The sequence below is a fragment of the Dactylosporangium sp. NPDC049742 genome (genome assembly GCF_040674675.1).
GTDB classification, from domain to species: domain Bacteria; phylum Actinomycetota; class Actinomycetes; order Mycobacteriales; family Micromonosporaceae; genus Dactylosporangium; species Dactylosporangium maewongense.
The window spans coordinates 1-11983 of record NZ_JBFANF010000122.1 but is presented as its reverse complement, the minus strand read 5'-3'; the positions used below and the strand labels follow the sequence as shown (position 1 = coordinate 11983).

The 11983-nt window shown below is 73.5% G+C and carries 8 protein-coding genes; 6 read left to right on the top strand and 2 right to left on the bottom strand.

Going from position 1 to position 11983, the window contains the following annotated elements:
- The coding region (locus AB0J72_RS57650; protein ID WP_363417367.1) for an amino acid adenylation domain-containing protein at window positions 1-2660 on the bottom strand (2660 nt) is incomplete at its 3' end.
- 247 nt (window positions 2661-2907) lie between these two features.
- On the opposite strand from AB0J72_RS57650, the gene AB0J72_RS57645 reads away from it, so the two are divergent.
- The 4 genes from AB0J72_RS57645 to AB0J72_RS57630 all read left to right on the top strand — a co-directional run bounded on the left by AB0J72_RS57645 (window position 2908) and on the right by AB0J72_RS57630 (window position 7369).
- On the top strand, window positions 2908-3288 hold the full coding sequence (locus AB0J72_RS57645; protein WP_363417364.1) for a hypothetical protein: 381 nt from the start codon (window positions 2908-2910) through the stop codon (window positions 3286-3288).
- A gap of 114 nt (window positions 3289-3402) precedes the next feature.
- Window positions 3403-4527 (top strand): sigma-70 family RNA polymerase sigma factor, encoded by a 1125-nt coding sequence (locus AB0J72_RS57640; RefSeq protein WP_363417361.1) that lies wholly within the window; start codon window positions 3403-3405, stop codon window positions 4525-4527.
- Window positions 4524-5381, top strand: coding sequence for a chemotaxis protein CheB (locus tag AB0J72_RS57635; protein ID WP_363417358.1), 858 nt, complete (start codon window positions 4524-4526; stop codon window positions 5379-5381). Before AB0J72_RS57640 ends, AB0J72_RS57635 begins: the two co-directional genes overlap by 4 nt.
- 83 nt (window positions 5382-5464) lie before the next feature.
- Window positions 5465-7369, top strand: coding sequence for a CheR family methyltransferase (locus tag AB0J72_RS57630; RefSeq protein WP_363417355.1), 1905 nt, complete (start codon window positions 5465-5467; stop codon window positions 7367-7369).
- 15 nt (window positions 7370-7384) lie between these two features.
- On the opposite strand, the gene AB0J72_RS57625 is transcribed toward AB0J72_RS57630, so the two are convergent.
- Window positions 7385-8107, bottom strand: a complete 723-nt coding sequence (locus tag AB0J72_RS57625; RefSeq protein ID WP_363417352.1) for an STAS domain-containing protein — start codon at window positions 8105-8107, stop codon at window positions 7385-7387.
- A gap of 226 nt (window positions 8108-8333) precedes the next feature.
- Between AB0J72_RS57625 and AB0J72_RS57620 the strand changes: the two genes are divergently transcribed.
- Both AB0J72_RS57620 and AB0J72_RS57615 read left to right on the top strand, forming a co-directional pair.
- The gene (locus tag AB0J72_RS57620) at window positions 8334-9785 is read left to right on the top strand and encodes a VCBS repeat-containing protein (protein WP_363417350.1); all 1452 of its coding nucleotides are present in this window, start codon (window positions 8334-8336) and stop codon (window positions 9783-9785) included.
- 20 nt (window positions 9786-9805) lie between these two features.
- The gene (locus AB0J72_RS57615; RefSeq protein WP_363417347.1) at window positions 9806-11851 is read left to right on the top strand and encodes an N-acetylmuramoyl-L-alanine amidase; all 2046 of its coding nucleotides are present in this window, start codon (window positions 9806-9808) and stop codon (window positions 11849-11851) included.
- Window positions 11852-11983 lie beyond the last annotated feature (132 nt).

The window sequence follows — 11983 nt, the reverse complement described above, 5'->3', positions numbered from 1 at the left end:
GCCGCCCCGCGGCGCCCCGCCCGCGGCGCGCCCCCCGCCCCCCCCACGGCCGACGGGTCCAGTGACGCCGGTGTCACGTAGCCGATGAGGGCGTCGGTGCGGGCGACGACGGCGGCCTGGCCGACGTCCGGCAGCGCCAGCAGGGCGGCGGTGACCTCGCCGGGTTCGATGCGGTAGCCGCGGACCTTGACCTGCTCGTCGAGCCGGCCGAGGAACTCCAGCTGCCCGTCGGGGCGCCACCGGACGCGGTCGCCGCTGCGGTAGCGGCGGGCGCCGGGCGGGCCGTCGGGGTCGGGTTCGAACGCCTCGGCGGTGCGGCCGGGCCGGCCGAGGTAGCCGTGGGCGAGGCCGGCGCCGCCGATGCGCAGCTCCCCCAGGACGCCGGGCGGCACCCGGCGGCCGTGCCGGTCGGTGACGGCGAGGGTGGTGTTCCACAGTGGACGGCCGATCGGCGGCCGTTCGCCGGACCGGTCGCCGGTGAGGTCGGCGGCGGTGGCGATGATGGTCGTCTCGGTGGGACCGTAGGAGTTGACGAGGCGGACCCGGTCGCCGAAGGCCGTGGTCCACTGGGCGACGGCGGCCGCCTCGACCTGGTCGGCGCCGAGGATGACCAGGCGCAGCCCGGCCGGCCACGGCACGCCGCCGAGGTCGTCGACCAGGCGGTGCCAGTACGGCGTCGGCAGGTCCAGGACGGTGACGCCCGCCCCGGCCGGGGACGCGAGGAAGTCGGGCAGGTCGGCGTCGGCGAAGACGACGGTGCCGCCGGCGGTCAGGGCCGGCCACAGCTCCTCGGCGTGCGTGTCGAAGCTCAGCGCCGCGAACTGGGCGACGGTGTCGGCCGCGGTGATGCCATAGCCGTCGCGCATCCAGGCGGCGCGGGCGGCCAGGGCCCGGTGCGGCACCAGGACCCCCTTCGGGGTGCCGGTGGAGCCGGAGGTGTAGATGATGTAGGCGGCGTCCTCGGGGTCCGGGGCCACGGGCGCGGCGGCGCCGGTCGCCGTCACCGGGATCGTCCGGACGCCGTCGAAGTGCTGCCCGTCGGTCACGACGACGCCCGCGCCGCTGTCGGCGACCATGAAGGCGAGGCGGGCCGGCGGGTACGACGGGTCCAGCGGCAGGTAGGCGGCGCCGGCCCGCCAGGCGGCGAGCATCGCGACGACGGCCTCGGGGCCGCGGGGCAGGCAGACGCCGACGATCCCGGGCGCGCCCGCCTCCCGCAGGGCGCCGGCCAGGCGGCCCGACGCGTCCCAGAGCTGCGCGTAGGTCATGCCGTCGAGGGCGGCCTTGTCCGGGTGCCCGGCCGCCCGGGACGCGACCCCGTCCAGGACGGTGCCGGTCGGCGGGGCGCCGTCAGTACCGGCGAAGACCGCGGAGCTCAGGAACACCTCGTCGGCCTCGGTGAGGACCGGCAGGTCACGGACCGGGGTGTCGGGGGCGGCGACCGCGGCGCGCAGCAGCACCTCGAAGCGCTCGGCGAGGGCGGCGACCGTCCCGGGGCGGAACAGGTCGCTGCGGTAGCCGAAGACGCAGACGAGCTCGTCGCCGGAGCGCCAGACGTCGAGCATCACGTCGACCTTCGTCTGCGCGTGGCCGCCGTCGATCTCCACCGCGGTCAGCGGGCCGAACGGGTGCGGCCCGCCGTGCCGGTCGCCGTCCTGGCTGTGCACGGTGAGCAGGGTCTGGAACAGCGGGTTGCGCGACAGGTCCCGCTCGACCCGCAGCTCGTCGAGGAGCCGCTCGAACGGCATGTCCTGGTGCGAGAACGCGCCGAGCGCGGTCCGGCGGGTGGCCTTCAGCAGGTCCCGGAACGTGCCGCCGCCGCTGAGGTCGGCGCGCATGACGAGGGTGTTGGAGAAGTAGCCGACGAGCGGCTCCAGGTCGGGGTCGTTGCGGCCGGCGACCGGCACGCCGACGCTGACGTCGTCCTGGCCGGTGTGCCGCTGGAGCAGCAGCTGGTAGGCGGCGAGCAGCACCATGAACGGGCTGACCCGCTGCTCGCGGGCGAAGGCGTCCAGCGCCGCGGCGCCCGGGACCCGGCGGGTGTGGAAGGCGCCGTCGGACGTCTTCGAGGTGGGCCGCCGCAGGTCGGGCTGCAGTTCCAGCGCGGCGGCGCCGGCGAGCTGCTCGCGCCAGAACGTGGTGTCCTGCTCGGCGCCGGCGTCGCGCTGGGCCCGCGCGTAGGCGGCGTACGTGGTGGGCAGCGGCGGCTCGTCGAAGGTGCCGGCGTAGCGGCGGGCGAGCTCGTCGCGCAGCACGTTGAGCGACCAGCCGTCGGCGACGATGTGGTGCACGACGAGACTGAGTACGTGTTCGTCACCGACGGTGACCAGCGTGGCACGCAACAGCGGGCCCTCGGCGAGGTCGAACGGTGCGTTGCTGCGCTCGGCGAGCAGCGCGGCGAGGTCCTCCTCGGCGCAGGCGATCTCGTCCAGGACGGGGGCCGGGCCGGCCGTCGCGAACGGGCGGCCGTCGACGGCCGGGAACCTGGTGCGCAGCGTCCCGTGCCGCTGGGCCAGGCCGTCCAGCGCGGCGCGCAGCCTGGCCGGGTCGAGCGCACCGGCGAGCCGCAGGACCAGCGGGATGTTGTAGGAGGCGTCACCTGGGTCGAGCTGGTCCAGGAACCAGAGCCGTTCCTGCCCAAAAGACAAAGCTCCCGACACGAGTCCCCCTCTCGTCGGCGTGACCATCGGTAAGGTACGAGTCGATACGTAAACTGTCAACAATCCTTACGATTAACCTAGTGAATCGACGGCGGTGAGCCCGTCGATGCCGGTACGCGCCGGGCGGGCAGGGCTCGTCGCGCGGCGGTACGATGAGGGCCGGTTCGGACATGAGCCGCGGGCGCGACAGCGCCCACTCCGTGCACGGGCCGAGTGGGTTGGCCGTGAGCTCCGAGGATTGCGCCTCATGTCCGCGTATCGATCCGTCGATCGACCAGACATCTCCCCCGCGGCGCCGCCGCGGCTCCAGCCGCTGCCGGAGCGGCCACGGCTGAGCGGGGCGGCGGCCCGGACGAGCGCGCGGGTCGCCGCGGAGGCGAGCCGGGCGGCCGCCGGGCAGGCGCGGCTGGCCTCCGCGATGCTGCGGGAGCGGCAGCGGGAGGTGGCGGCGGCCCGGGCCCGGCTGCTGAAGCTCTTCGAGCAGGTCGCCCCGCGCCTCGCCCGCGCGCCCGGCGCCTTCCCGGCGGGGGCGGCCACCCGCGTCCCACCCCCCGGCGGGGACGCCTCGCCGCCGCCCGGGCCGGACCGGCGGTCACCGACCCAGGCGAAGCCTGATCGACCCGGGTGATTGCTGCGATTCGGCGGCCATCCGCGGGTATCACCTCTCGAGTGCCCCGGCGGGAGCGAGACTTGAGGGAGAGCGCGGCGCGGACCGCCCCCGCGTGCCGCCACAGGGAGTCAGATGGACCTGACGATCACGGTGTCATCCCAGCGCGACGAGGACCTCGTGGAGGTCGCCGGCTCGGTCGACTACGCGACCGTGCCGTACGTGCGGCAGGTGCTGTTCGAGCTGTTCGACGCCGGGCGGTGCCGGATCGTCCTCGACGCCTCCCGGCTGCGGGTCATCGACGCCGCGTCGATCAGGAACCTGCTGTGGCTGCGCGAGCGCGCCGGGCAGCTCGGCGGCGAGCTGCGGCTGGTGGGCGCGACCGGCGCCGCGCTGACCGCGCTGGAGATCACCGGGGTCGCGAAGCAGCTCGGGGCGTACGACCGGGTCAGCCGGCCCGAGCGGGCCGAGCGGCGCGTCGTCGACCTCGGCAGCCTGAGCCCCGGCCCCGACCAGTGGCCGATCGAGGTCACCGGCCTGCTCGACCGGCTGCACGCGACGCCGGCCGGCGCGCCCGGCCGGGGCCGGGCCCGTGCGTCGATCATCGAGCTGTGCCTGCCCGCCGCGCACCGGCTGGCGCGGCGCTACGCCGGCGCCGGGGAGCAACTCGACGAGCTCACGCAGACCGCGTCGCTGGCGCTGGTCAAGGCCGTCGACGGCTTCGACGCGTCCCGCGGGGTGGAGTTCGGCGCGTACGCCACGCCGACCATCGTCGGCGACCTCAAGCGGTTCTTCCGCGACCAGAGCCCGGGCATCAGGATGCCGCGCCGGCTGCAGGAGCTGCGCCTCGCCGCGGGACTCGCCCGCGACGACCTCACCCAGCGGCTCGGCCGCTCGCCGACGCCCGCCGACGTCGCCGCGGACCTCGGCGTCGGCGAGGACGAGGTCGTGGAGATGCTCGGCGCGACGTTCGCGGACCGGCCGCTGTCGCTGGACGCGCCGGGCCCCGGGTCCGACTTCGCGACGCTGATCGACGCCCTCGGCGGCGACGACCCGGCGTTCGGCCTGGTGGAGTACCGCAGCTCGATCGCGGTCGTCATGGCCGAGTTGCCGGAGCGCGCCCGGCGGATCATCGGCCTGCGCTTCTACGGCAACCTCACCCAGGCGGAGATCGCCCGCGAGCTCGGCCTGTCGCAGATGCACGTCTCGCGTCTGCTGCAGCAGACGCTCGACCTGCTGCGCCGGCGGCTGACGGAGTGAGCACGGTGGGGGCCGTCGTCGTGGTCGGCGCGTCCGCGGGCGGCGTCGAGGCGCTGCGGACGCTGATCGCCGGCCTGCCCGCCGACCTGCCGGCCGCGGTCTGCGTGACCCTGCACATCCCGCCGACCGTGGTCAGCGCCCTGCCACGGATCCTGTCGCGGGCCGGCACCCTGCCCGCCAGCCATCCGCCCGACGGCGCGCCGCTGCTGGCCGGTCACGTGTACGTGGCACCCGCCGACCGGCACCTGCTGCTCGACGGCGACCGCGTCCGGCTGTCGCCGGGACCGCCGGAGCACGGGCACCGGCCGGCGATCGACCCGCTGTTCCGGTCGGCGGCGCAGCACTGGGGGGCGCTGGTCGCCGGGGTGGTGCTGTCGGGCAGCGGCGGCGACGGCACCGGCGGGCTGGCGGCGGTCGCGGCCCGTGGCGGTGCGGCGTTCGCGCAGGCACCGCAGGAGGCACTGTTCCCGCGGATGCCCCGCAGCGCGGCCGAGCGCGTCTCCGGCTGCCACGTCCTGCCGGTGGCGCGCCTCGCCCCCGCGCTGGCGGCCTTCGCCGCGGAAGTCTCCGGCGCCGCCGTCCAGCGTCCGGACCCGTCGCCCACCGAACCGCCACGACCGGCGCCCGGCCTGCCGGACCTGCCGGACCTGCCGGCGGGGGTGACGGACGCGCTCCGGGTGGCGGTGCGCAGCCTCGAGGAGAAGGCCGAGCTGAGCGAGCGCCTGTCGGCGACGGCGCTGGCCCGCGGCAGCACCACGACCGCTGAGCGCTACCGGAGGGCCGGCGCCGAGGCGTCCCACGCCGGTGCGGCGATCCGCGAGTTGATCCTCCGGATCGGCGCCGCCGGGCCGTAGCGCGACGCACCCCGTGGCGACCGTGTCGGCGCCGGTCCCGGGCGGTACGGTTCGTCGTTGACGGGTGTTGCGGAAGGGTGACGATGACCGGGCCGGACTACGCCTTCGAGGCGCTGCTGACGTACCTCAAGGAGGCACGGGGCTTCGACTTCACGGGGTACAAGCGCTCCAGCCTGATGCGCCGGGTCAACCGGCGGATCGCGCAGCTCGGCATGCACGGCTACAGCGAGTACCTCGACCAGCTCCAGGTGCACCCCGACGAGTTCACGACGCTGTTCAACACGATCCTCATCAACGTCACGAGCTTCTTCCGCGACTCGGACCCGTGGGACTACCTGCGCGCCGAGCTGATCCCGCGGATGCTGGCCGAGTCGAAGCCGGACGCGCCGCTGCGGATCTGGAGCGCCGGGTGCGCGTCCGGCGAGGAGGCGTACACCCTGGCGATGCTGCTCTGCGAGGTGCTCGGCCCCGACGAGTTCCGGCGCCGGGTCAAGATCTACGCGACGGACGTCGACGAGGAGGGCCTCGCCCAGGCCCGGCAGGCCGTCTACAACGAGCGTGACGTGCAGGCCCTGCCCGACGGGATGCTGGAGCGCTACTTCGACGTCTCCGGCAACCGGTACAGCTTCCGCAAGGACCTCCGCCGGTCGGTCATCTTCGGCCGCAACGACCTGGTCCAGGACGCGCCGATCTCGCGCATCGACCTGCTCGTCTGCCGCAACACCCTGATGTACTTCAACGCCGAGACGCAGGCACGGATCCTCACCAGGTTCCACTTCGCGCTGGCGCCGGCCGGGCTGCTGTTCCTCGGCAAGGCGGAGATGCTGCTGAGCCACGCCAGCCTGTTCGCGCCGGTCGACCTGAAGCGGCGCGTGTTCCGCCGGGCCGCCCGCCCGGCGTTCCTCGGCGACCCGGTCCTGGCCGTCCCGGCGCCGGCGCTCGACGCCTCGCGGCTCACCGGCCTGGACCGGCTGCGGCACAAGGCGTTCACGGCCGGCCCGGTCGCGCAGATCGTCATCACCGACACGGGGCTGGTCGCGCTCGTCAACCATCAGGCGGAGACGCTGTTCGGGCTGTCGTCCTCGGACTGCGGCCGGCCGTTCCGCGACCTGGACCTCTCCTACCGGCCGGTGGAGCTGCGCGGGCACATCGAGAAGGCCAAGACCGACCGCCGGGTCGTCCGGGTCGCCGACGTGCAGTACACCACCGGCCAGGGTGAGAAGTTCCACCTCGACGTGCAGATCCACCCGCTCACCGACGGCTCCGGCGAGCTGCTCGGCGCGGCGATCGTCTTCCAGGACATCACCACGGCGCGGCGCCTGCAGCAGGAGCTGGAGCACTCGAACCAGCAGCTGGAGGCGGCGTACGAGGAGCTGCAGTCCACCAACGAGGAGCTGGAGACCACCAACGAGGAGCTGCAGTCCACGGTCGAGGAGCTGGAGACCACCAACGAGGAGCTCCAGTCCACGAACGAGGAGCTGGAGACCATGAACGAGGAGCTCCAGTCCACGAACGACGAGCTGCAGGCCATCAACGAGGAGCTGCAGGACCGCACCGGCGAGGTGCACGAGTCGAACGTCTTCCTCCAGGCGATCCTCAGCAGCCTGCGCTCCGGGGTCGTCGTGCTGGACCCGGAGCTGCGCGTCATGGTCTGGAACCGGCGCATGGACGACCTGTGGGGCATCCGCGCCGAGGAGGCCATCGGCCAGCACTTCCTCAACCTCGACATCGGCCTGCCCACCGACCAGCTCCGGCCGCTGATCCGCTCGGTCCTCGGCCCCGGCCCGTCCCAGGACCACCTGACGCTGAGCGCCATCAACCGGCGCGGCCGCCCGACCTCGCTGCGCATCGCAGCGAACCTGCTGGTCGACGGCAACGACACCGCCGCCGGCGCCATCCTCGTCATGGACCCGGTGACCCCCACCGAAGACCCCGCCCAGCCGGACCCGGCCGCCGCCACCGCCGACGAGCACCAGACCGCGCACTAGACCCCGTCCCGCCCCTCAGGGGCGCAGGGTGCACCAGACGGTCTTGCCGTCCGCGGTGCGGGTGGCGCCCCAGGCCACCGTCAGCGCCTCGACGATCATGAGGCCGCCGACGCTGCCGGCCGGGGCGGACAGGCGGGGCAGCGAGGGCGCCCGGTCGCGGACCGCCAGGTGCAGGTAGCGCCCGCGGATCGACACCCAGGCGGTGACCGGCGCGGCCCCGTGCCGGAACGCGTTGACGAGCAGCTCGGTGATCACCAGCTCGGCGTGGCCGGTGACCGACTCGCTGCCGTGCCCCCGGCAGAACGCCCGCACCACGTCGCGCGCCTCGGCCAGCCCATCGACCAGGCCGCGGACGTCCCAGCCGAGCCGCTCGGGCCCCTCCTGCCGGGCCGCCAGCGCCTCCGCCTCCGCCGGGCCCGCGGCGAGCGGCGTGTGCCGGACGATCGCGAAGCTGTCGAGGTCACGGGCGACGGCGGGCGCGGCCGAGTGGATGACGATCTGCGCGCCGGGCCAGGCGGCCGCCGCCCGCGACAGCGCGTGGAACACCGTCAGCGCGGCCGGGTCGGCGACCGTCACCCCGGCGAGGTCGACGAGCACCGCGGCCGGCTCCCCGGTCAGCGCCTTGAGCACGGCCTGCCGGAGCACCGCGGCGGTGAGCGGGTCGAGCGTCCCCCGCACGGTCACGTACGCCAGCGGCGGCCTGTGCTCCAGGTCGCAGACGAGGAGGTCGGCCGGCACGGGTCGACTGTAGCCCCGGACCGGCCCCGCCGCGCGCGGGGCCGGCCAGGGGCGTCAATCTCTGCCCACCGCACAGTGACGGGCGAAGATTTCCTTCACCAGGCCATTGACATCGATGATGCTGACTGAAGACACTCATCAGCAATCGATTTCTCACCTCCTCGCGACAGGTGCCCCGGATCCCGGGACACCCATCTTGAGCTGCCCAAGAACCCGAAGGAGCACCGTGAGACGCACCCCTGCGGCGTTGCTGGCCGCGCTCTGCCTCACCGTCCCCGCGACCGTCGCCTCCGCCCCACCGGCGGCGTCGGCCGCGCAGGACCGCATCCTCGCCTGCCCGTCCATCCCGTCCGGTCACGACCCGGCGGTGACCACGATCGTGTACCGCGTCGCCCGCGGCTTCAACGCCAACGACAAGGTCATGCTGTCGGCGTTCGAGGCCGGCTGGGTCGAGTCGCACATGAACAACCTGCCGTGCGGCGACAAGACCTCGCTCGGGGTCTTCCAGCAGCGCTGGGACTACGGCTGGGGCACCGCCGAGCAGATCATGGACCCGGTCTACGCCTCGACGCAGTACGTCACGCGCGCCATCACCTGCGACCGCAACAACCCCGGCTACAGCGCCGGGCAGGTCGCCCAGTGCGTGCAGCGCTCCGGCTTCCCCGACCGCTACGACCAGGTCGCCGCCAAGGCGCGCACGCTGCTCGCCGAGGCGGCCCGCACCGCGTCCATCGCCGCCGGTTCGAGGACCGACGTCAACGGCGACGGCCGCGACGACATCCTGGCGTTCACCCAGAACGCGAGCGCCGACGTGTACGTGGCGCCCTCCACCGGCACGTCGTTCGCGGGCACGTCGGTGAAGTGGCACGACTTCTTCTCCATCGGCGGCGAGACCGCCTCGACCGGCGACGTGAACGGCGACGGGAAGGACGACGTCGTCACGTTCGCGCACAGCAACACCGGCGACGTGTACGTGGCGCTGTCCACCGGCACGTCGTTCGGGACCGCACAGAAGTGGCACGACTGGTTCGCGCCCGGCGCGGAGATCGGCGCGGTCGGCGACGTCAACGGCGACGGCAAGGACGACATCATCACCTTCACGCACAACCCGGCCGGCGACGTCTACGTGGCGCTGTCCACCGGCACCGGCTTCGACCCGGGCGTGAAGTGGCACGAGTTCTTCTCCATCGCGGGCGAGTACCCGGCGGTCGGTGACGTCAACGGCGACGGCAAGGCCGACATCATCACCTTCACCCAGGGCCCGGCGAGCGCCGCCGACGTCATCGTGGCCCTGTCCACCGGCACGTCGTTCGGGGCCGCACAGAAGTGGCACGACCTGTTCGCGGTCGGCGCCGAGCTGCCCCGGGTCGGCGACGTCAACGGCGACGGCAGGGCCGACATCGTCACGTTCACCTGCGACGCCAACGCCGACGTCTACGCCGCGGTCTCCACCGGCACGGGTTTCGCCGGCACGACCGTGAAGTGGAACGACTTCTTCTGCCTCGCCGGGGAGTTCCCGTACCTCGCGGACGCCAACGGCGACGAGCTGGACGACATCGTCGTGTTCACCAAGGGCGCCACCAACGACGTGTACGTGGGCCTGTCCAACGGTTCGTCGTTCGCCGGCGGCGTGAAGTGGCACGACTTCTTCGGCCTCAACGGCGAGGCCACCCTGTGAACCCCCGACGGGAGACCCCCATGGCATCGACCTGGTTGCGCCGCGGCGCGACCGCCCTCCTCGCGGCCGCGCTGGCCGCGACGACGACCACCACGGCGGCCGCGGCCGCGCCCGCGCGAAGCCCTCTCGACGCCGCGTTCGACCGGGCCGCCGGCGAGTCCGGCGTGCCGCGGGACCTGCTCGCCGCCGTCGGCTACGGCGAGACCCGCCTCGACGGGCACGGCGGCAAGCCCAGCCAGGACAACGGGTACGGCGTGATGCACCTGGCGAGCAACCCCGGCAACCACAGCCTGGAACGCGCCGCGCGGCTCACCGGCGAGCCGGTCGCCCGGCTCCGGCAGGACACCGCGGCGAACATCCGCGGCGGCGCGGCGGTCCTGCGCGACCTCGCCGACGCGCAGGGCCTGAACGCCAGGGACCGGGGCCGGATCGCCGCCTGGTACCCGGTGGTCGCGGCCTACGCCTCCGCCGTCGACGACGCGACCGCCCGCCTGTCCGCCGACCACGTCTACGACCTGCTGCGCGACGGCGTCAGCGGCGTGCTCGCCGCCCGGAAGGTCCAGCCCGAGCTGGGCAGGTTCGCCGCCGTCCAGCCCGCCGGGGCGCCGAAGGCGTCCCTGGCCGCACTGCCGGAGTACGGCCCGGCGCGGTGGGTCCCGGCCAACGCCGCCAACTACGGCGCGGGCCGCTCCAGCCGGATCACCACGGTCGTCATCCACGTGACCCAGGGCTCCTACGCCGGCACGGTCAACTGGTTCCAGAACCCGGCCGCCGGCGTGAGCGCGCACTACGTCGTCAAGTCCAGCAACGGCGAGATCACCCAGATGGTGCGGGAGGGCGACACCGCCTACCACGCCCGCTCCGCCAACGCGTACGGCGTCGGCATCGAGCACGAGGGCTACGTGGACAACCCGGCGTGGTTCACCGACGCGATGTACCGCTCGTCGGCGGCGCTCACCCGCTACCTCTGCGACAAGTACGGCATCCCGAAGAACCGCACCGGGATCAAGGGGCACAACGAGATCCCCGGCAACGACCACACCGACCCGGGCCCCAACTGGAACTGGAACTACTACATCTCCCTGGTCAACCAGGGCGGTGGCGGCGCGGGCGGCAGGTACTTCGCCGGCTCGCCGACGGACTTCAACGGTGACGAGCTGGACGACGTCGTCACCTTCACCCAGGGCACGCTCAACGACGTGTACGTGTCGACGTCGACCGGCACGGGCTTCGCCGGCACGTCGGTGAAGTGGAACGACTTCTTCGGACTGACCGGCGAGACCCCGCTGACCGGCGACTTCAACGGCGATGGGAAGGACGACATCGTCGTGTTCACCGGCGGCACCCTCGGCGACGTGTACGTGGGGCTGTCCAACGGCACGTCGTTCGGCGCCGGGGTGAAGTGGCACGACTGGTTCGCGCCCGGCGCGGAGGTGCCCGCGGTCGGCGACGTCAACGGCGACGGCAAGGACGACATCATCACCTTCACGCACGACGCGGCCGCCGACGTGTACGTGGCGCTGTCCACCGGCACCGGCTTCGGGCCGGGCGTGAAGTGGCACGAGTTCTTCTCCATCGCGGGCGAGTACCCGGCGGTCGGTGACGTCGACGGCGACGGCAAGGCCGACATCATCACGTTCACCCAGGGCCCCGCGAGCGCCTCGGACGTCATCGTCGCGCTGTCCAACGGCACGTCGTTCGGCGCGCCGCAGAAGTGGCACGACCTCTTCGCCGTCGGCGCGGAGCAGCCGCGGGTCGGTGACATCAACGGCGACGGCAAGGCCGACATCGTCACGTTCACCTGCAACGCCGACGCCGACGTCTACGCGGCGACCTCTACCGGCACGGCGTTCGCCGGCACCACGGTGAAGTGGAACGACTTCTTCTGCGTCGCCGGCGAGTTCCCGTACCTCGGCGACGTCAACGGCGACGGGAAGGCCGACATCATCGTCTTCACCAAGGGCACCACGAACGACGTGTACGTGGGCATCTCGACCGGCACCGCGTTCCTCGGCGGCGCCAAGTGGCACGACTTCTTCGGCCTCAACGGCGAGACCACGCTGTAGCGCACGAAAGAGGCGCCCCACCCGGCCGGGGGGGGGGCCTAAGGAAGACCCCAACGGAGACCCCCAGGCAGGAGTATAACTAACGGGGTTGCCGGGGGCGGGGGCGGGAGGGGCGGAGGGGGGGGGGGCGCG

What these genes read in the sequence shown, in the direction of transcription:
- AB0J72_RS57630 (WP_363417355.1), top strand. Translation starts at nt 5,465, where the DNA reads ATGACCGGGCCGGACTACGCCTTCGAGGCGCTGCTGACGTACCTCAAG.
- AB0J72_RS57640 (WP_363417361.1), top strand. Translation starts at nt 3,403, where the DNA reads ATGGACCTGACGATCACGGTGTCATCCCAGCGCGACGAGGACCTCGTG.
- AB0J72_RS57645 (WP_363417364.1), top strand. Translation starts at nt 2,908, where the DNA reads ATGTCCGCGTATCGATCCGTCGATCGACCAGACATCTCCCCCGCGGCG.
- AB0J72_RS57615 (WP_363417347.1), top strand. Translation starts at nt 9,806, where the DNA reads ATGGCATCGACCTGGTTGCGCCGCGGCGCGACCGCCCTCCTCGCGGCC.